The organism is Paenibacillus gorillae (assembly GCF_000513275.1).
GTDB lineage: Bacteria > Bacillota > Bacilli > Paenibacillales > Paenibacillaceae > Pristimantibacillus > Pristimantibacillus gorillae.
In genome coordinates this window covers 88335-108998 of sequence record NZ_CBVJ010000082.1, presented here as the reverse complement: position 1 = coordinate 108998, position 20664 = coordinate 88335, and the positions used below count along the sequence as shown (strand labels likewise).

The 20664-nt window shown below is 49.8% G+C and carries 19 protein-coding genes and 1 pseudogene; 16 read left to right on the top strand and 4 right to left on the bottom strand.

The features are described from left to right. Positions 1-2: 2 nt before the first annotated feature. From ruvB to yajC, 5 genes are all read left to right on the top strand, one after another. Positions 3-1004, top strand: coding sequence for a Holliday junction branch migration DNA helicase RuvB (ruvB, locus tag TY10_RS14530; RefSeq protein WP_042164702.1), 1002 nt, complete (start codon positions 3-5; stop codon positions 1002-1004). A 62-nt stretch (positions 1005-1066) separates the two neighbouring features. Continuing rightward, positions 1067-3160: a SpoIID/LytB domain-containing protein gene (locus TY10_RS14525; protein WP_042164701.1), complete on the top strand. Its 2094-nt coding sequence runs from the start codon at positions 1067-1069 to the stop codon at positions 3158-3160. A 7-nt stretch (positions 3161-3167) separates the two neighbouring features. Further along, on the top strand, positions 3168-4214 hold the full coding sequence (gene queA / locus TY10_RS14520) for a tRNA preQ1(34) S-adenosylmethionine ribosyltransferase-isomerase QueA (RefSeq protein ID WP_042164698.1): 1047 nt from the start codon (positions 3168-3170) through the stop codon (positions 4212-4214). 28 nt (positions 4215-4242) lie between these two features. Next, positions 4243-5376, top strand: coding sequence for a tRNA guanosine(34) transglycosylase Tgt (gene tgt, locus TY10_RS14515; protein ID WP_042164696.1), 1134 nt, complete (start codon positions 4243-4245; stop codon positions 5374-5376). Positions 5377-5396: 20 nt separating this feature from the next. Next, positions 5397-5717, top strand: coding sequence for a preprotein translocase subunit YajC (gene yajC / locus TY10_RS14510; RefSeq protein WP_042164694.1), 321 nt, complete (start codon positions 5397-5399; stop codon positions 5715-5717). Between the two features lie 51 nt (positions 5718-5768). Here the strand turns inward: yajC and TY10_RS14505 are convergent, their stop codons facing one another. Both TY10_RS14505 and TY10_RS14500 read right to left on the bottom strand, forming a co-directional pair. After that, positions 5769-6596: a phosphatase PAP2 family protein gene (locus tag TY10_RS14505; RefSeq protein WP_052350550.1), complete on the bottom strand. Its 828-nt coding sequence runs from the start codon at positions 6594-6596 to the stop codon at positions 5769-5771. Between the two features lie 100 nt (positions 6597-6696). Next, a complete protein-coding gene (locus TY10_RS14500) occupies positions 6697-7089 on the bottom strand; it encodes a TIGR04086 family membrane protein (RefSeq protein ID WP_042164691.1) in 393 nt (130 codons plus the stop codon). A gap of 253 nt (positions 7090-7342) precedes the next feature. Between TY10_RS14500 and TY10_RS14495 the strand changes: the two genes are divergently transcribed. Beyond that, positions 7343-8038 (top strand): DUF421 domain-containing protein, encoded by a 696-nt coding sequence (locus TY10_RS14495; RefSeq protein WP_420329409.1) that lies wholly within the window; start codon positions 7343-7345, stop codon positions 8036-8038. Positions 8039-8078: 40 nt separating this feature from the next. Here TY10_RS14495 and spoVB read toward each other — a convergent pair whose 3' ends face one another. Beyond that, positions 8079-9686 (bottom strand): stage V sporulation protein B, encoded by a 1608-nt coding sequence (gene spoVB / locus TY10_RS14490; protein ID WP_042164687.1) that lies wholly within the window; start codon positions 9684-9686, stop codon positions 8079-8081. 223 nt (positions 9687-9909) lie between these two features. Between spoVB and TY10_RS14485 the strand changes: the two genes are divergently transcribed. The 6 genes from TY10_RS14485 to TY10_RS14465 all read left to right on the top strand — a co-directional run bounded on the left by TY10_RS14485 (position 9910) and on the right by TY10_RS14465 (position 15963). Further along, the gene (locus tag TY10_RS14485; RefSeq protein WP_042164684.1) at positions 9910-10149 is read left to right on the top strand and encodes a post-transcriptional regulator; all 240 of its coding nucleotides are present in this window, start codon (positions 9910-9912) and stop codon (positions 10147-10149) included. 88 nt (positions 10150-10237) lie between these two features. Next, positions 10238-11470: a protein translocase subunit SecD gene (gene secD, locus TY10_RS29430; RefSeq protein ID WP_063510442.1), complete on the top strand. Its 1233-nt coding sequence runs from the start codon at positions 10238-10240 to the stop codon at positions 11468-11470. Then, on the top strand, positions 11460-12380 hold the full coding sequence (secF, locus tag TY10_RS29425; protein ID WP_063510441.1) for a protein translocase subunit SecF: 921 nt from the start codon (positions 11460-11462) through the stop codon (positions 12378-12380). Before secD ends, secF begins: the two co-directional genes overlap by 11 nt. A 36-nt stretch (positions 12381-12416) precedes the next feature. After that, positions 12417-13328, top strand: coding sequence for a cation diffusion facilitator family transporter (locus TY10_RS14475; RefSeq protein ID WP_042164682.1), 912 nt, complete (start codon positions 12417-12419; stop codon positions 13326-13328). A 39-nt stretch (positions 13329-13367) separates the two neighbouring features. Continuing rightward, positions 13368-15407: a single-stranded-DNA-specific exonuclease RecJ gene (gene recJ, locus TY10_RS14470; RefSeq protein ID WP_042164680.1), complete on the top strand. Its 2040-nt coding sequence runs from the start codon at positions 13368-13370 to the stop codon at positions 15405-15407. 40 nt (positions 15408-15447) lie between these two features. Continuing rightward, entirely contained in the window at positions 15448-15963 is a 516-nt protein-coding gene (locus TY10_RS14465) for an adenine phosphoribosyltransferase (protein WP_042164857.1), read from the top strand. Positions 15964-16026: 63 nt separating this feature from the next. Here TY10_RS14465 and TY10_RS14460 read toward each other — a convergent pair whose 3' ends face one another. Then, entirely contained in the window at positions 16027-16377 is a 351-nt protein-coding gene (locus TY10_RS14460; RefSeq protein WP_042164678.1) for a hypothetical protein, read from the bottom strand. A gap of 126 nt (positions 16378-16503) precedes the next feature. Between TY10_RS14460 and TY10_RS14455 the strand changes: the two genes are divergently transcribed. The 4 genes and pseudogenes from TY10_RS14455 (at position 16504) to TY10_RS14440 (ending at position 20661) form a co-directional block, all read left to right on the top strand. After that, complete coding sequence (locus TY10_RS14455; protein WP_042164676.1) at positions 16504-16713, top strand: hypothetical protein; 210 nt, start codon at positions 16504-16506, stop codon at positions 16711-16713. Positions 16714-17064: 351 nt separating this feature from the next. Then, positions 17065-17928, top strand: coding sequence for an ABC transporter permease (locus TY10_RS14450; RefSeq protein WP_420329408.1), 864 nt, complete (start codon positions 17065-17067; stop codon positions 17926-17928). A gap of 49 nt (positions 17929-17977) precedes the next feature. Further along, entirely contained in the window at positions 17978-18877 is a 900-nt protein-coding gene (locus TY10_RS14445; RefSeq protein ID WP_420329406.1) for a carbohydrate ABC transporter permease, read from the top strand. Between the two features lie 96 nt (positions 18878-18973). Then, a pseudogene (locus TY10_RS14440) lies at positions 18974-20661 on the top strand (extracellular solute-binding protein). Positions 20662-20664 lie beyond the last annotated feature (3 nt).

Here is a 20664-nt window from a genome sequence, read left to right as displayed (position 1 = left end):
AATTGGATGATAGAATCATATCCGCCAACCTGATGATGGACGAGCAGGCGATGGAATTAAGCTTGCGACCCCGATATTTAGCGGAATACATCGGGCAGTCCAAAGCGAAAGAAAATTTGAAAATCTATATCGATGCAGCCAAGCTTCGCAAAGAAGCACTGGATCATGTCCTGCTGTACGGGCCTCCCGGTCTGGGCAAAACAACACTCTCCAACATTATCGCTAATGAGCTTGGCGTGAATTTGCGGACGACGTCGGGACCGGCAATTGAGCGGCCGGGCGATTTGGCTGCGCTGCTGACGAATCTCCAAGAGGGCGATGTGCTCTTCATTGACGAGATTCACCGGCTGCATCGTACGGTTGAAGAAGTGTTATACCCGGCAATGGAAGACTATGCCCTCGACATTATGATCGGGAAGGGGCCAAGCGCCCGTTCCGTCCGTCTTGATCTTCCGCCCTTTACGCTAATTGGAGCGACGACTAGAGCCGGACTTTTGTCCGCGCCGCTGCGCGACCGCTTCGGCGTTATCAGCCGGTTGGAGTTTTATACGGTTGATGAGCTGGCTTATATCGTAAGCCGTTCGGCGGAAATATTCGATATCTCCATTATCGGCGAAGCCTCGATGGAAATTGCAATGCGTGCTAGAGGAACGCCGAGGATCGCGAACCGACTGCTGAAGCGTGTGCGGGATTACGCTCAAGTACGGGGAGATGGCATTATTACGCATGAAATCGCTATAGCAGCGCTAGAGCTGCAGCAGGTCGATCCGGTGGGACTCGACAGCATTGACCATAAAATGCTGCTCGCAATGATGACTACATTTGCCGGCCGTCCGGTTGGCCTGGACACGATCGCGGCCTCTATTGGTGAAGAAAGCCAGACAATTGAAGACGTATATGAGCCTTATTTGATGCAGATCGGTTTCCTGCAGCGAACGCCGCGCGGACGAATTGCGACCGATCAAGCCTATAGGCATCTGGGCCTCCCGGTTCCTGAACGCTAATCCAAATGACGACCAGACGGCCGCATTCGGCGAGCCGTCTCAAGAGAGGGGAATGTACACGGATGAGAACGTCACTACTGTCGTACCGCCGCTTGACGATACTGACTATGATTGGATTACTGCTCGTCTCGCTGTGGACGGTCAAGCCGTCCCAGGGCGCGGTGCCGCAGCTGGATTCGATACGAGTCGCTATTTTTCTGCAATTGCCAGGTAAATATCAAGTGAATACGCCGGTTGCAACGCTATCCTCGACAGGCGGGCTGTCGGTTGGCATGCGCCAGCCTTCGGGCACGGAGCAATGGTTAAGCTTAGGTGCCGGCGCTCAAGCCCGGTTCGTAATTGACAATTATAAAGTGCTTGTATCGGAGACGGAAAACTTCGATATGGCTCTTAAAGCGTATAAACGGCTTCAAGCTGCCTCCGGTACCGGATCTATCACTTCCTTGTCTAAAGGCGGGAAAACGGTCTATCAAGTTACGGAAGGCAGCTATACTACATTGGCAGAAAGCCAGACCGCTTTGAAAAAATGGAGCGCGGACGGCGAGCTGAGCAGCTCTTCTGGCGGTATTACAGCAGCCGTGCAAGGACCGCTTCACTTGGAAAGCGGCACTTATGCATCCAAGAGTGCTGCGGATAAGGCTGCACAAACGTTCGGAGCGGCAGGCGTGGATGCATTCACTGCGCTGCGCGGTACGGGCAGCTATACCGTTATGGTAGGTGCAGCTACCTCTGCAGCCGAGCTGGAGCTGATCAAGAAGAAGGCAGGGGCGGCAGGTAGCAGCCTGAAGCAGGCTGCAGCGGGTTCTTACTTGCTGCTCCGGAACGATCATACATTAAGCGGCAAAGCGGCTAACCCCGCAACGCTATTTGCGTTTCCGTCCGGCACGTCTAAGGTATGGGTTTCACCTGGATCCTCCGATCCGATTAAGCTGACAGAAAGATTTAGCCGGACATACAGAGGCGAATTCGAATTGAGCGAATTCAACGGCAAGCTGGCCGTTGTCAACGAGCTGCCATTCGAGCAATATTTGTATTCGGTCGTTGGCGCGGAGATGGTTGCTTCCTGGCCGCTTGAAGCGCTGAAGTCGCAAGCGGTCGCTGCCCGCACGTATGCGCTGTACCAAGGGTTCGGCTTCCAGATCGCCCATGTGGTCGATTCGGTCAACAGCCAGGTATACAGCGGTACCGGCACGGAGAAAGCGGCGACGATTCAAGCCGTTGATGCGACAGCGGGAGAGGTTATGCTGTATAACGGCAAGCTGATCGAGGCGTTGTTCTCTTCTAACGCAGGCGGCCAGTCCGCCGACGCCAAAGAAATTTGGGGCAACTCTGTCGCTTACTTGCAAACTGTCCCAAGTCCTGCCGATGCTGTGTCGGAAAAGTCGCTTTACGGCTGGTATCGCGTCGTATTATCCAGCGGTTTGACGGGATACGTACGGGAAGACCTGCTGGATGGAGCAGGAACGACGAATGCAGCAGGTGTTAAGCTTATGAAGGTTAACGCAGCAGGCACGAAAGTGCGCGTCCTTCCAATCGTTCAAGATGCGGTGCCGCTAGTGGGCCAACTGAATGCCGGCGACGAAGTAGCTGTACTGGAGCGTGTCGTACAAAACAACGAAATGTCCTGGATCAGAGGACCCTTTACTTCTCAGCAGCTGGTAGACTCCATGAAAGGGAAGACGACCTCTGTTGTAGGCGGGCCGATATACTCGCTTGAAGTCAGCAAGCAAGGACTGTCAGGACGTGTTACGGAGATGAAAGTGAACGGTACAGTGCTGCCGATCAAATATCCGGACGGCTTGCGTTCCGCTCTGGGCGGTTTGCCGAGCACTCTGTTCCAGATTGACGAGACCGGTAAGGTCGCTATGCTTGGCGCCGGCGGGGAAAAACGTACGAAAACAAACGCGTCCCAAACCGTTTATGTGGTAGGTGCTGACGGAAGTGTCAAGCAGGCTGACGGCAACACCTTCGTTATGAACGGAGAGGGCAAAGTCCGGGCGACGACCAAGGATGCAGCTTACCGTTTCATCGGTACGGGCAACGGCCATGGCGCCGGCTTGTCTCAATACGGAGCGCTGGGACTCGCACAGCAAGGGTATGACTACTCCTATATTTTGAAATACTACTATAAAGATGTAACCATCGCTAAGGAATGATTGAATCGTGAATGTAGACTTATTTGACTTCGAGCTGCCTGAGCATTTGATTGCCCAGACGCCGCTTGCGACACGGACGGATTCCAGACTGCTGGCATTGAACCGGCATTCGGGAGAACTGGCGCATCGTCGTTTTACCGACGTCGCTGATTATATGAACGAAGGGGATGTTCTCGTATTGAATGATACGAGAGTTATCCCGGCAAGATTGATGGGCATGAAGCCCGAAACCGGCGGCAAGGTCGAACTGCTGCTGCTCCGCCAATTGGAAGGCGATAGATGGGAAGCGCTGGCCAAGCCTGCGAAACGGCTAAAAACCGGATCGGAAGTATGGTTCGGCGATGACGGCAACGGTGGTCCTCTATTGCGGGCGGTTGCCGAAAGCGAAGGAGAAATGGGCGGGCGTACGATCCGTTTCCACTACGACGGCATTTTCCAAGAGCTGCTTGATCGCCTTGGCGAAATGCCGCTTCCTCCGTATATTAAGGAACGGCTGGAGGAGCGGGAGCGGTATCAGACCGTTTATGCAAAGCATGAAGGTTCCGCAGCAGCTCCAACTGCTGGCCTGCATTTCACCGAGCCCTTTTTGCAGAAGCTGAAGGATAAAGGCATTAAGCTTGCTTTCGTAACACTTCATGTCGGGCTAGGCACATTCCGGCCTATGTCGGTGGACAAAGTCGAGGAACATGAGATGCATTCGGAATTTTATGAACTGAATTCGGATAACGCACGTATTATTAACGAGGCAAAAGCCAGCGGGCATAAAGTCATTGCAGTAGGGACCACTTCGGCGCGTACACTGGAGACGGTTGCGGCAAGATTTGAAGGGGGTCCGATCCAGGCATGCAGCGGCTGGACCGACATTTTTATTTTCCCAGGCTATACGTTTAAGCTGGTTGATTCGCTCATTACCAATTTTCATTTGCCGAAATCGACGCTAGTGATGCTCGTTAGCGCTCTAGCTGGCCGAGAATCCATCATGAATGCATATAAAGAAGCAGTCGGGGAGCAGTACCGGTTTTTCAGCTTCGGCGACGCTATGATGATCTATTAGAATATAAACAGACAGGACGAGTGAAACAGTGGCTGTAATATATGAATTAATTAAAGAGTGCAAGCAGTCGGGAGCGCGTCTGGGCCGGGTTCATACCCCCCACGGTATAATCGAGACACCAACGTTTATGCCGGTTGGCACGCAGGCTACCGTTAAAACGATGAGCCCGGAAGAATTGAAAAATATGGATGCGCAAATTATTTTGAGCAATACGTATCATCTGTTTTTGCGTCCGGGACATGATATCGTGAAGCGCGCGGGCGGGCTTCATAAATTTATGAACTGGGACCGTCCTATTTTGACAGACAGCGGCGGTTTTCAAGTGTTCAGCTTGAGCGAAATGCGTAAAATTACAGAAGAAGGTGTTCAGTTCCGTTCCCACCTCAATGGAGACAAGCTGTTCTTGTCGCCGGAGAAGGCGATGGAAATTCAAAATGCCCTTGGCTCTGATATTATGATGGCTTTTGATGAATGTCCGCCTTATCCGGCGGAATACGATTACGTCAAGAAATCGCTGGAACGTACGACACGTTGGGCAGAAAGATGCCTGAATTCGCACGCAAGACCGCATGATCAAGCGCTTTTTGCTATCGTGCAGGGCGGCATGCATAAAGATTTGCGCATTCAGAGCGCAACTGATTTGACTTCCATGGATTTCCCGGGGTATGCTATTGGTGGACTGAGCGTAGGCGAGCCTAAGCATTTGATGTATGACGTGCTTGATCATACCGTGCCTATTCTGCCAGCTAACAAGCCTCGCTACTTGATGGGTGTCGGTTCACCCGATGCACTGATCGAAGGCTCTATCCGCGGCATCGATATGTTCGACTGTGTCTTGCCGACGCGTATTGCCCGCAATGGGACAACGATGACAAGCCAAGGCCGTCTCGTTATCCGCAATGCCAAATTTACAGATGATTTTGGACCGCTTGATCCCGAGTGCTCCTGTTATACTTGCCAGAACTATTCGAGAGCTTACATTCGTCATCTGTTGAAAGCGGATGAAACTTTCGGAATCCGATTGACGACGTATCACAACTTGCACTTCTTGCTTGAACTCATGCGGAATGTTCGTCAGGCAATTATGGAGGACCGGCTGCTTGATTTCCGAGACTCTTTCTTCACCTCGTACGGCCTGCACGATAACGACAAAGGGTTTTAGAAAGGGGGGAAAACAATACGATGTCTACTTATCTAGCAGCAGCGGCAGAAGGTGGCGGACAAAACATTTTTAATATGATCTGGCCGTTCATTCTGATGTTCGCGGTATTTTATTTCTTGCTTATTCGTCCGCAGCAAAAGAAGCAAAAGCAGCGCAGCTCCTTGCTGAGCCAGCTTAAAAAAGGCGATAAAATCTCGACTATCGGCGGCCTTCACGGCACGATCGTTGAACTGACGGACGACACAGTCGTTCTTCGTGTCAACGATACGACAAAGCTGACGTTCGAGCGCAGCGCTATCAACACGGTTATTAACAGCGCTCCGGCCGCTTCTGCGGAATAATTACTTCTGGCAGCAGCACTGCCGCCGAAAGCCTGTCATCTGAAGCATTCTTCAGATGACAGGCTTTCTTTTTGTATAGCCCGACCATTCGCTGAGCTTGAGACCGGCGGTGCTGGCAAATACGCCCAGCGTCAATCCGCCTAACATATCGGTTATCCAGTGAATACCGAGATAGAAAATAGAGAAGAGGATAACAGTTGAGCAACTGCATACGATGGCTGCCCATCTGCGATTGGAGGAGCTGCATGCTAGAATGGCGAGCGTAACGGACATCGAAGTGTGCAGACTTGGGAAGCAATTGTCCAAACCCGAGAGCAGCCGGTATTGGCTTTCGAAGGAAGGGAAGGTTTCTAACAGGAAGAAAGTAGCTCCGCTGTCTTGATAAGACCATACTTCCTGTACGGGGAAGAACAAGAAGAACGGAATGGCAACAAAGTAATTAAGCATAATGGCGTAACAGGTTGCGTAATAAAGACGATGGCTGCTGCCGTCTCGTTCATGTGTCGTATAGACGGCCAGTGAAGACAACATAAGCGCCTGGAAGACGACGATGTACATAAAAGAAAGCAACGGAGTCAGCCATTTATGGTGGAACAGCTGTTGAATAGAATGGACGATATTGCCCTCAAGCGCATGAAAGAGTGCGGTGAAATTATATTGTGTAATCAGCTGGCTCTCGATTCTCAGCTCCATTTTGTTGCAGAGCAATATGATGATTAAAGCGATGAAATGGAAGGCATAACGTTTGGAACCGAGCAGGCTGCGAATCAACTTGGCCGATGCCGTGAAAGGGTTCAAGCCAGCACCAAGCCAAATTAGCATAAAAGCGGAAAGCGCAGTATAAGCGGCTACCGATCCCATCGTTTGGAACAAAATCAATAAAAAAGCCTCCTAAGCTGGTTACTTCATCCAGAATCAAACTTGGATTAGTATGCCGCTTACAAGGTTTTTTAGCCAAGATTGGTATTCCTGCCGTTTATTATTTCTTCGTATTAACGCCAATCATCCCGCCGAATGCTCCTGCCAGAAAGGCTATGGCAAGCAGCAGACCGCTATGCCAGCTAAGATGGGCATCTGCAGCAAGGAAACCGATAATTAGAATGAGCAGGCCGTATAACACGCCTAGCATTCCGCCGTAGTACCAGCCTCTTTTACCCGAGCGTCTGCCTGACACAAAGCCGCCTGCAAGTGAAGAAAGTCCATGTACGCCCATGGAGAAAGCCGGGAGGCTATTCTCCTTCATATTGCCGAAGTGAAGCAGCAGCGACAAAAGCAAAGCTCCGGCAGCGAGCCAAAGGATGGCGAACAGGATGCCTGCCAGCACCGGAGAGCCGATTTGCGGCGGTTTGGCAATTTGTTTGATCGGATTCAATCGTACCCCTCTCCCCTACAAATAGTATCAATTACTAATCCATATGGCCAAGCCGGTCATAATAGTACAAACCTGCCATAATTTCGTACCTTGCTCCATCGTATGACGCAGTCGCTTCCAGAACAGAATAGCTGTACTGGCTGCTCGGATCTCATCTGATGCAGGTGCAGCTATGTCGAGGAGGCGATTTTCATTGGATTTCTGGGGCCTGCTGGTCCGAACCGTGATTATTTACTTCATCGTATTTTTGATCATGAGGGCGATGGGGAAGAGGGAGATCGGCAAGCTGTCGGTTTTTGATCTCGTCATTTCCGTCATGATTGCGGAAATTGCGGTTATCGTTATTGAAGATTTGAGCCGTCCCATGTGGGAAGGCATCATGCCAATGGTTGTATTGCTGGCCATTCAAGTCGGGATGGCGATTATCGGGCTGAAAAGCCGCAAGTTTCGCCAGCTTACTGACGGAAAGCCAAGCATAATTATGGCGAAAGGCAAGCTTAACCGCGATGTGATGCGGAAGCAGCGCTACAACTTAGATGATTTGATGCTGCAGCTGCGCGAGAATGGAATGAGCCGGCTTGCGGATGTGGAATTTGCTATTTTGGAGACGACTGGCAAGCTGTCAGTCATACCAAAGGAAAGTAAAGACGATCAAGATCATGACATGTCACATAGGCATCAATCCGAGCTTGGCGCTAAGGACAATGACAAGAACGGATCGTCAAAAGCAGTAATTCCCCCCAATTACCGGTTTGAGACGCTGCCCGTTCCGCTAATTATGGATGGTAAAGTTCAAGATAATAATTTAGCCCAACTGGAAAAAACACGTTTTTGGCTCAAAAACGTGCTTCAGGAGCAAGGGGTTAATGATTTCAAAGAAGTGTTTCTTTGTACGATTGATCACAAAGGCCGAGTGTATGTCGATTCCAACCGAAAGCCGCGACCGTAGCGGGAAGGGATATTCCTTCTGCTGCAGGCGCGGCTTTTCTTTACTTAAACCACCGATTAAGCAGAGGGATTCTGGCGATATCATAGCGGTCAATGATTCGCATCCATATCATGAGCAATAAATAGACGATTACACTTGCGGCACAGGCAATCAATAAGTTGCTCCATTCCGCCGGAAGCGGCTCGCGGTTCATGGTCCATCTGGCAGCAGCGCCCATAACGACCATTGCCGCTCCAACTTTGAGGAAATCGAGCATTTTCATCCGGAAACCGATAAACCGGAGTACGCTTATATAATGGAGGCCGGTAACGAGCACAATATTGACATTGATGGCGATCAGAGCCCCATAAATGCCGAATTCAGGCTTGGAGGCAAGCTGCACGATGAGTACCAGTTTAACTACTGCACCGATAAATGTATTCATGAGCGCCGTACCTGGCTTATCGAGTGCCTGGAGTGCTGCTTGCAGGGGAGCCTGCAGATAGATAAAGAGACCGATTGGCGCCATAAGCTGAAGCATGGGGGCGATTTCTGCATGATTGTACATAAGCCGGCATAGCGGCTCTGCGAATAATCCCATGACGACGACGAATGGAGCGCCAGCAACGAGTGCCAGCCGCATAGATTGATGCATTCTTTTATGAATGGTCGCCCGGTCGCCGCGCGCAGCTGCTTCTGAAAGGGAAGGAACAAGCGAGGAGGCCAGCGAGTAAGTAAGCGCTGTTGGCAGCAGCAGCAGCGGAATAATCATTCCTTGCAGTGCGCCGTATTGAGCAGTAGCCTTGCCAGTAGCAATGCCAGCGGCGGCCAGGCTGCGTGCTGTAAATATCGATTCCAGCAAATAAGATAGAGACCCGACCATCCGGCTAGCCGTCACAGGAATGGAGAGCTTCAGCAAGCGCCGCATAACGGGTGTGCGAGGGGAGGAGGCTTCATCATAATCGGTTGAATCGGAATCAATTGTATTACCGGCACTGATGCTGTTATCGGATTGTCCATGACGCCGCTTTTCCTTCAATCGTTCTCTTGCATATTTAAGCAGCATGACGGCCAAACCGCCAATTTCGCCAACGACCACACCGAGCATGGCCCCTGCCGCTGCCCATTCTACCCCTTTAGGCAGGAGCAGGAAAGCGAAAGTCAATGAGCAGATGATGCGAATGACCGTCTCCGTTATTTGAGATACGGCGGTGGGCACCATATCTTGCTTCCCTTGGAAGTAGCCACGGTATACTGAAGAGATGCCGACAATGAGCAGCAGCGGCGTCATCGTTAGCAGCGTACGGTATACACGGGCATCTGGCAGCAAATGTGCTGTAATCCATGGCGCAAACAGCAACAGCGCAGAAGTCATCAGCAGTGCCAGGCATACAGTAAGCAGCATGGCGTTGCGAAAAATTTGTTTGACGCGAAGGGTATCCCCGCGGGATTCTGCTTCGGCTATCCACTTGGCGACAGCGAGCGGAATTCCGCCGGTAATAACGGTCAGCATGACGGCTAGAAACGGGTAGCTCAATTGATAGAGCCCGACTCCTTCCGCACCAATAATGCGAGGAAGCGCGATGCGCGGCACAAATCCGAGAGTCCGGTTTATGATGCCCGCTGCTAATAAAATCAGAGCCCCTTTAATGAAATTTTGTTTCGTCATTCCATTCCCTCATCTCTTCTTCTACGACTCGCGCCCGTCCGACAATCCAGCCGATGCAATGGAGACAGGCTTCCCGTACAACTTTATGCGCGGCATGTCCGATTCATGAATCATCCAAATTTATCAATTCGAAAAACCATGCAGGAATATGAAGACGGCATAGCGAATATGTAGCATGCGATGCGGGTAGTGAATGACGAGTACAAAAGCAGGAGGAAGCGACATGAGGGATGACGAGCTCAACAGCATGATCGAGCAACTGTGCGGCAGCAAAGCGGAAGAGTTTCATCTCATCGGGTACGAGCATGTGACGGCGAGGGAAATCTGGGCTTGCGTCAGCGAGAAATACAACAAAACCGGTCAGCCCGAACTTCATCAAATCGTAAATGACATTTTGTCGCTGAAGGTGACTAAGTTTATGAATTTCATGACGCTAAACGCTTTTCGGGGAACCCATTTCTAATCTTCATCAGAAGGGTTCTTTTTTTTGACTCGTATTTTACTCGCAAGTATAATAGGAATATTGAGATCATAAGGGGGACTATGAACGTATGAATTGGAAGAGATTAGCAGCCTTCCTTGGGATCGTTGTCATTATGTTTGGCGTGATCGCTTGGAGCAGCCCGTCATTGGTCAAGAATATGCGACTGGGGCTGGATTTGAAAGGCGGATTTGAAGTTTTGTATGAAGCTTCACCGCTGGAAGGCGGAGAGAAGGTAACCCCGGAATCGCTTCGTAAAACAGCAAGCAGTCTTGCTGACCGGGCGGACAAGCTTGGTATTGCGGAGCCTGAAGTCACGACTGAAGGCACCAACCGCATCCGCGTTAGACTTGCCGGCGTCTCCAACGAGGAAGAAGTCAGAAAGGTAATCAATAAACCTGTCAATCTGACATTCCGCGATCCTGACGGCAAAATCATGCTGAACGGCAACGACTTTGTACAAAATGCGGCAAAAGTCGAGTATGATCAGGTCGGCAATCCGATCGTTACGATCAAGCTGAAAAGCGCGAAGAAATTCGAAGAAGTAACGACAGAGCTGACGGGCAAAAGACTGGCTATTTATTTGGATGAAGAGCAATTGTCTAATCCAATGGTCAACTATCCGATCAGCGGCGGTTCGGCTCAAATTACGGGCGATTTCACCCATGACGAAGCCAACAACTTGAAGGATACAATTAATCTGGGCGCTTTGTCGCTGAAGCTGACTGAGAAGTATACGCAAAGCGTCGGGGCTAAGCTCGGACAGCAATCACTGCAGGATACTGTTGGCGCAGGCCTTATCGGTACCGCGATCGTATTGTTGTTCCTTGTCATCCTGTTCCGGATTCCTGGCGTTGTTGCCGGTATCACCGTATTAACGTATACATGGCTTCTTGTACTCGTCTTCGAGTTATTGAACGCCACTTTAACTTTGCCGGGCATCGCTGCATTTGTACTCGGTATAGGTATGGCGGTTGACGCCAATATCATTATGTACGAGCGGATCAAGGAAGAAATCCGAAGCGGCAAAAGCTTGCTGTCGTCGCTTAAAGCCGGCTCGAAAAACTCGTTCCGTACCATTATGGATGCGAACATTACGAACATTATTGCCAGCGGTGTTCTCTACTACATCGGCAACGGCGCAATCCGCGGTTTTGCACTCACGATGATTTACAGTATTCTCGTCAGTATCGTAACGAATATTTTCCTGGCGCGCCTGCTGATCCATCTGCTGATTCGCAGCAACCTGTTTACGAAACCTAGCTATTACGGCGTGAAGGAGGCAGAAATCCGTGAACTTTAAAACAACGGTGCATTTCGACTTTATTAAACACCGCAACAAGTTTTTCTCTTTCTCGATCATCTTGACGGTGCTTGGTATTGTGTCGCTCCTTGTCTTCAACCTGAATTACGGGGTAGATTTCAAAGCCGGCACAAATATGGATATTTCAGTGGGTACAAAGCTGACGCAAGCCGACGCGAAAGCAGTGCTCGAAAGCGTTGGGATTACCGATGTCATTCCTACGGTTGGCGGTGACAAGGGCGACCGGGTATCCGCGCGCTTCGAGGATGTACTGGAGCAAAGCAAAGTAAAAGAAATCGAAGGCGCATTTACGGCGAAATTTGGCGAAAATGTGTCGTCTGAAGTTAATATCGTATCGCCGGATATGGCGCAAGAGCTGGGCAAGAAGACAATCCTTGCCGTTCTCCTCGCGAGTGTGCTTATCATGCTCTACGTGATGATTCGATTTGAATGGCGTTTTGCGCTTGCAGCTAATATTGCCATTCTCTATGATGCTTTTGTCGTTGTTGCGCTGTTCTCCATCTTCCGGCTGGAAGTCGACTTGCCGTTTATCGCAGCTATTTTGACGACCATCGGTTACTCCATTAACGATAAAATCGTTATTTTCGACCGTGTCCGCGAAAATCTGCGCTTTGGCAAGTTCAAAAACAATGAGCAGCTTGCGGATATGGTTAACCAAAGCTTGTGGCAGACGATGGCGCGGAATCTTTATACGGTATTGGCCGTATTAATAATTGCAGTCTGCTTATTCATCTTCGGCAGTGAATCGATTAAACTGTTTGCTTTGGCGAAAATGATCGGTCTGGTAAGCGGAGCTTACTCGTCCATTTGTATTGCAGCGCCGCTGTGGCTGGTGCTCAAAGGCAAACAAAAGCCGAAAACGGCTCAACCGGCAAAAACGACTGTATAACTATTTAAAGAAGTGGAATACCACGCTGGAGGCTATATGTCAATCAAACAACGGTATGCTGATGCAGAGACGGCTAGTCGCTCGGACTTGTGGGGAAATGCGGCGCTCGCGTTGTTTAAAGGCATTGTCGCCATATTGTCGGGAAGCAAGGTGCTTCTCGCCGACGCATTTCGCTCGGCGGGGCAGGCAGTTGCGGCATTTGCCGCACTGACCGGCATTCAGCTTCGAAGCAGCAAGAAAGACGCTTCGGAGGACGGCAAGGGCTCAGCTTCGCGAATCGCTGCCATTATACTGCCGATCGCTCTCGTAGTCGCGGGAGTGGAAATCGGGATTGCGGCGGGAAAAGATATTTGGATGGCTTCGCAGCAGCCGCTTCAGGCTCCTCATTGGAGCGCGCTGGCTGCCATTGTCGCAGGTATTGTAGTACAGCAGCTGCTGCTGCCAGTCAGAGAAAGGCAATGGGGCCTGTTGGCTTCCCTTGCTGCTTTGATTGGTACAGGCGGCGCATTGGTCGGTCAAGCGATAGGCGTCAAATCGCTCTATTATTTTGAACCGGCGGCGGCGATTGCGATTTCGGTCATGTTAGCGGCGGGCGGCTGCCGGCTGCTGGCTGAGGCGTCACGCAAGCAGCACGCTGCTAGCGTGCAGCATGAGGATGCGGATGATCTGATGCAGCTCATTCAACGGGTAGAAGGCGTCATAACGGTAGAATCGCTGCAGGCGAAGGAGCATGGCCATTACGTGGTGGCGGATGTCATTATTAGTGTCAATCCTCGTATTTCCGTGCTGGAAGGGCATGACATTGCCAAGCGGGTCAAACAGCTGCTCCTGCTTCGGTTCACTCATTTGACGGATGTTACGATTCATGTTGAGCCTTATGATCCGGGCTATCCGTATAAATCCAATCATGATCCGAATCAGGAGCATGCGCCTACGCTGCTGCAATAATCGTTATGAACGGAATGTCAGGAAGGGGTTGAACTCGGCGTGATACAAGCAAAGACACGCTGGATTTTAGCGCCTTGGAGCAGTGAACATGAATTGGCCGCAGATCTGCTGGGAGAGAAGCTGGATGTTCCGCCTCTCGTTGCCAAGCTGCTCGTACAAAGGGGTTATGGCAAGGTTGAAGAGGCGGAAGCTTTCCTTCGGGGCGGAGATGAACAACTGCATGATCCGTATCTATTGAAAGGGATGACCGAGGCGGTTGCCCGGATCAAGGAAGCGGCTGACAAAGGCCAGAAAATACGAATATACGGAGACTACGATGCAGACGGGGTGTCAAGCACCTCTCTGCTCGTTCATGTCTTCCGGGAGCTTGGCTATCATTTCGATTATTATATCCCGCATCGTGCGCTGGAAGGCTATGGCTTAAATCGTGCAGCACTTGAGCTTGCAGCTTCCGAAGGCGTGAAGCTTATCGTTACGGTAGATACTGGTATAAGCGCGTATGAAGAAATTGAATTTGCCAAGGGGCTGGGTCTCGACGTTGTCGTAACCGACCATCACGAGCCGCCGGAGCAGATTCCCGATGCATGCGCGGTCGTCAATCCGAAGCTTGAGGATTGCACCTATCCGTTCAAAGGACTGGCCGGTGTCGGTGTCGCTTTCAAGCTATCGCAGGCGTTGATGGGGCGGGTACCGTTAGAGTGGACTGATATTGTTGCTCTAGGCACGATTGCAGACATTATGCCGCTGGTCGGCGAGAACCGTTATATCGTTCGTTGTGGCTTAGAACGATTGCGTGACACGGGCAATATCGGTTTTCGCGCGTTAGCGGAAGCCGCAGGCTTCGAGCTGGAAGGGGTAACCTCTACAACGGTTGCTTTCAGTATGGCTCCGAGGATTAATGCGGCAGGGCGGCTTGATCATGCAAAGCGGGCTGTGGAACTTTTGACAACGAGTCATTATGATGATGCCATTCTTGCAGCATCCTCTCTTGATGTGTTGAACAAGGAACGGCAGCGTATCGTTGAGAGCATAACGAAGGAAGCCGCGCAGCGATGGGATGAGAAATGTTCGGCAGCAAAGACGGAGGGAAGACCTGTTCCCTCCGTTATTGTGCTGGCCGGTGAAGGCTGGAATGTCGGTGTCATCGGCATCGTTGCCTCCAAGCTGCTGGAGCGTCATTACAAGCCGGTCGTGATCCTCGGAATAGACGGCGAGAGCGGCATGTGTAAAGGGTCAGCGCGGTCTATTGATGGCTACGACCTGCATGCTGCGCTAACTGAATGCGATGAGCTGCTGGACCATTATGGCGGGCATCAGGCAGCGGCGGGCATGAGCCTGCACCGTGATCGTTTAGCGGAGCTGGAGAGCCGTCTCGGCTCGCTGGCTGATCAGTGGCTGACGGAGCAGGATTGGATTCCCAAGACATCTGTGGATCTTGTATGCGATGTCCGCGATGCAAGTGTGGATACGATTACTCAACTGTCGCAATTGGAGCCTTTTGGTGCAGGAAATCCGTCTCCGCGTTTATTGTTTCAAGGAGCGGAGCTTGCGGAACGCCGCACGATGGGCAAGGATTCCAAGCATTTGAAGCTTGCACTTCGCAATAATGACTCGCGCAGCCGTGCTGCGCTGGAAGCTGTCGGCTTCAGCATGGGAGAGTTGTCTGGCCAATTGCAGATTGGCATGCCTGTCGATTTGATCGGCGAACTATCGATTAATGAATGGAACGGACAGCGCAAGCCGCAGCTGCTCATTCAGGACTTGTACGCTGGTGAGAATGCGGTGAAATTTCCGGAACGGCAGCATTTTGGGCAAGTGTATCAGCTGCTGCGGGAGTGGCAGCATGTCCCGTTAGCAGGGCTTACGGAGCGGCTGTCTCCTTTATGCGGCTGGGCTCCTGAGACGGTGGGAATGATGCTGCTCGTATTTCGTGATTTGGCATTTATCGAGATAGATAATGAATACGTCACGGTCGTTCCGTCTCCGCAGAAGCGTGATTTAAGCACCTCTGCGCATTACCGGTCGGAGAAGCGCAAGGCTGAGACTGCGCCGCATGTCATCTATGAAGAATTGGCATAATGAAGCTGTACGAACAGAAGGGATTGAATGTTAAATGAGTTTGAACTTTAAAGATTATATCCGGGTAATTCTTGATTATCCGCAGCCTGGCATCCGTTTCAAGGACATTACGACGCTCTTGAAGGATGGCCCAGCTTACCGCGCTGCCATCGAGGAAATGCGCAAGCTCGTCGAGCATCTGCAGATTGATGTTATCGCCGGCCCTGAAGCCCGCGGTTTCGTTGTAGGCGCACCGTTGGCACTGGCGCTTGGCGTGGGCTTCGTGCCGATCCGCAAGCCAGGCAAGCTGCCGGGAGAGACGATTGAGGCGGGGTATAATCTCGAGTACGGCAAAGACAGCCTTGCCATGCATAAGGATGCGATTCAGCCTGGCCAGCGTGTGCTCATTGCTGATGACTTGCTTGCGACAGGCGGCACCATTGCAACCTCTATTGATCTGGTTCGCCAGCTTGGTGGAGAAATTGTCGGCGCAGCGTTCCTGATAGAGCTTACTTATCTGACCGGCCGGGACAAATTGGACGGCATTGAAGTGGCTTCACTTATTAAATACGAATAAGAATAGTGAAAAATAAGAGCGACCAAACGGTAGAAGTCATCCGCCTGGTCGCTCTTTTATTGGTTAATAAACTTGATGCAAGCTAGCTGGCTCTACACCACCGCTAGATCCTTGGAAATCTCCCTTAAGAATATAAGTACCTGGGGCAAGATATCCTACCGATATGTCTACAGGACTCGATGATGGAGTAATATTGACAGTAGTGGAAAATACTTTGGTAAGTTGACCAAGCGGCGATTTGGAATATAACGAAAGGACAACTGTATCGTTAGTTCCACTCCATACAGCAGCATTTAATTTATACTGAGCTGGCTGATATACCGTCAATTCATGCGAAGTCGCTGTGTAGGCGGCAAATGCATGAGTAGAGAAAGAGAAACAAGCGATTAATAGAATTAAAACGATTTTTTTCATAGAAATCACCTCCCTTCACAGTTAGAATTGTCAATTAAGAAAAAGTATGTAACGATATATTATACGCAAGTAGTTTATTGATATTACATAAAAATGGAAATTAATCGGTTGGCGTGGAGTGACAATTTGAAAGTTGCAGAATCTGAGATTGAAGAACTAATTGTAGATGACGGTGAAAAGCGAAAAGTCGATTTGTCATTGATAAACGAAAATATAAAAAATCTTTTACTGAGTCACTCAAAGGAGTGGCTTTTTTTGTTGCCTATGAAAGGGGGCATAAATGATATAAAACGGATTTTTTTACTACAAATCACTGGAAATAATTATAGCAATTGATAAATCTCAACTAATGTTAGATATATGTCATTTAATAATGATTACGGAAGACTCATGTTAGCTGGAAACGGATTCATTTTTTCGCTTAATTTTTGCAAACGGATTCAATTTCAGCTTTTTCTGCAAAAAGGTGATTATACTATGCAATAATGTGATGAATAGTAACATTTCATTGAAAAGTATCATTTATCGTTGGTCAGGCAAATAGAAACGTTGAACATCCCCCCTTACAATTAGACATGTGAGGGAGGGAATAAGATGGCAGAGATAGCAGCAGTAACGGAGAGACAACAAGCGCTCAAGAAGAAGACCAAACTGGGCAGATTAATTAAACAGTGGGATTTGCAATTAATGGTAATCCCGGCGCTTCTGCTGATTCTTGTATTTAGTTATTTTCCGATGTACGGCGTACTTATGGCTTTCCAGGACTACAACATTTTCAAGGGGTTCCTAGACAGTCCGTGGGCAGGATTCAAGCATTTCGAAATGTTCTTCAATGCCCCCGAGTTTTACAAGGTAATGCGCAACACGATCGTTATCAGCTTTCTGAAGCTGGTCATCGGGTTCCCGGCGCCGATTGTACTGGCCCTTATGCTTAACGAAGTGAAAAACATGTATTTCAAACGAATTGTACAGACCGTCAGCTATTTGCCGCATTTTCTGTCCTGGGTTATCGTTTCGGGTTTTGCAATCTCGATATTGTCGACGGAAAACGGCAGTTTGAATATGTTGCTTCAATCGGTCAAGCTGATTGACGAGCCGATCGGATTTCTCGCTATACCGGAGTACTTCTGGACCATTATCGTTACGACAGGGGTTTGGAAGGAAATCGGTTTTGGCTCCATCGTCTACTTGGCCGCGATTGCAGGCATTGATCCCAGCATGTATGAAGCGGCTTCCATTGATGGTGCCAGCCGGTTCAAGCAGATTTTTCTCATTACGATTCCAACGATTATGCCTGTCGTCATCATCTTTATGATTCTTGCTATTGGCAATCTGCTTAGCGCGGGCTTCGAGGATCTCTTGCTCCTCGGTGTCAATCCGGTGTTAAGGCCGGTGTCGGATGTGCTTGATACGTATGTATACCGAACGGGTATAAGCGGTCAGCGCTTCTCCTACGCCACAGCGGTTGGCTTGTTCAAGGCGATAATTAGCGTAGGCTTGCTTACTTTTGCCAACTTGCTAGCTCGCAGAACTGGCAACAGCTTATGGTAGAACCTACTAGCAGCAACAGCATGAGATTGGTGAAGGAGGCACGGCAGCCGTGAAAATAAAAGCAAGCTTCGGCGACCGAAGTTTAACTGTAATCGTATACGCAGCATTGGCAGTCATTGCATTTACTACTTTTTATCCGTTTTGGAACGCAGCGGTTATTTCATTGAACAAAGGGATGGATACGGCGCTTGGCGGCATTACGTTCTGGCCTCGTGCATTTACTCTCGAGAACTATGAAGTCGTGTTTCAAGATAAACGGATACTGGAAGCTTTCTTTGTTTCAGTCAAGCGAACCGTAATTGGAACGGTCGCTTCGATTCTAATGACCGCGATATTCGCTTACGGCATGACGAAGCGCGAGCTGATGGGACGCAAGTTTTATATGATTGCCTGCATCATCACGATGTATTTCAGCGGCGGTCTGATCCCGACGTTCCTCGTTATTCGCGGCCTTAACCTGATGGATTCATTCTGGGTATTCATCATTCCTGGCTTGATTAGTGTATGGAACATGATTATATTCCGTACGTTCTTCAATGGGCTTCCAGCCGGTCTGGAAGAATCGGCGAAAATTGACGGTTGCGGTTATTGGTCGACGTTTTTCCGGATCGTGCTTCCGCTGTCGGGTCCGGTCGTTGCGACGCTCGCCCTGTTCACTGCAGTTGGACATTGGAATGACTGGTTCTATCCAAGTATTTATATTACCAACGAAAAGCTTATCCCTATTCAGACGATGCTTCAGCAAATTCTGAATTCCAATATTATGAGCGAGCAGATGTCGCAGCTTGACTCCGCTTCGCAAAGCAGGCTTTCCTCGATGAAGAGCATTACAAGCAAATCGCTGTCGATGGCCACGATGATGGTCGCAACATTGCCGATCATCATGGTATACCCATTCGTGCAGAAGTACTTTGTAAAAGGCGTTTTGGTCGGATCTTTGAAAGAGTAGCTTGCTTTATCTTCAACGTGAAACGGATCGGTAGACCTTATGGTCGACAAATCCGTTTCCGCTGAACATAATTAAATGAAGAGAGGGGTTTACAGAATGAACAGATGGAGAAAATCGGTATTTCTAGTTTTGGCCTTGATGCTCGTAGCAGTTGCGGCGCTTGCAGGCTGCAGCAGTTCAAATGATGGCAAAGGAAACAATGGGAATAAACCTGCTGATTCTAGCCCGTCCCCTAGCGCGACAACGGATAGCGGCGGTGAGACGGCTGCTGCAGGATTTGAGCTTGGCAGCGAGCCGCTTAATTTCTCATTCTATGGACATTATGACTGGTACACCATGCCACCTTGGGGCGGCGACGAAGCGACAAAATGGATTAAAGAAAATAAAAAATTGATATTACGGCCATTCAATCCGGCGGCAATGCAGCTCAAAAGCTGAACACAATGATTGCTTCCGGCAAACTGCCGGATGTGATCTGGCTGGACCGCGGCGCTGATGTAGAACGTCTGCGCGCAGCCGACATGCTCGTTCCTTTCGACGAGTACCTGGATAAATATCCGAACTTTAAAAAGTGGGTAGGCGAAGAAGCGATCAACATGCTTCGCTCCAGCGACGGCAAAATCTATCAGTTCCCGAACTGGTACACGTCGCAGCCAATCGGTAACTCCGGTTACCTGGTCAACAAAAAAATCTATGAATCGCTTGGTTCGCCTGTCATTGAGACGACTGACGATTTCTACAATTACTTGAAGCAAGTGAAAGAAAAATATCCGAATGTAACGCCGTTTAACCCGGATTTGGCGATTGACGGTCAAGGTCTGGACGTATTGTTCGGCGGCTTTGCAAATGATTACACGCCAGCTTACGTGGCAAACCGAGCTGTACCGCAAGGCGACAAGCTGACTTCGCTATTTGTAGATCCGGTATTCCGCGAATCGATGCAATATGCAAGCAAGCTGTTCCGCGAGAAGCTGATGACGCAGGACGCGTTGACGCAAACGAAAGACCAAGTGAAAGAGCAAGCTTATAACGGCACAGCTGCTGTATTTGCAGGCGCAAGCCCGACAGAGTACGGAGCAGTAGGCGATTCTGAGCTGAAGAAGAAAGATCCTAACGATGGTTACATCATGATCTGGCCGGTTCACAAACCTGGCGTAGACAAAAACAAAGTGTGGACGGGTACGTACACGCAACTGGGCTGGAACGTAAGTGTCATTACGAAATCCGCTAAAGACCCTGAGAAAATTTTCGCATTCCTGGACTACCTGACTGGACCTGAAGGCACACGGACATTGTTCTGGGGACCTGAAGGCAAGTACTGGAACGGACATGACGAAGATGGTGCTCCTATCTTCACGGAAGCTTACGATACAGACGTTGAAGGCCGTACGAAAATGATGGATGCGACGGTTAACTTCCAATGGAACGGTAACAGCGTATTTATCGATAAGTCGAAGATGAAGCATGAGCTCACGCTTCCAGTTGACAAACAAAGCTGGGAAGCTCGTTGGCAAAACGAGATTACTTGGAAAACGCAGGACAACGCGACGCAATTCATCAACATGGCGCCGGCTCCGGATTCCGAGGAGGGCATCATTGCAGCAAGCTTCGAGGAGATTTATAAAGAAGCTAGAGCCAAAGCTCTTTATGCAAAAAGCGACGAGGAAGTTCTCTCGATCCTCGATAAAGCGGAGAAAGACGCGCAAGCGGTTGGCTATGAAAAACTGCTCGCTTACAAAACTGCAAAATGGCAAGAAAACCTGAAAAGCATGCAAGGTAATTAACAT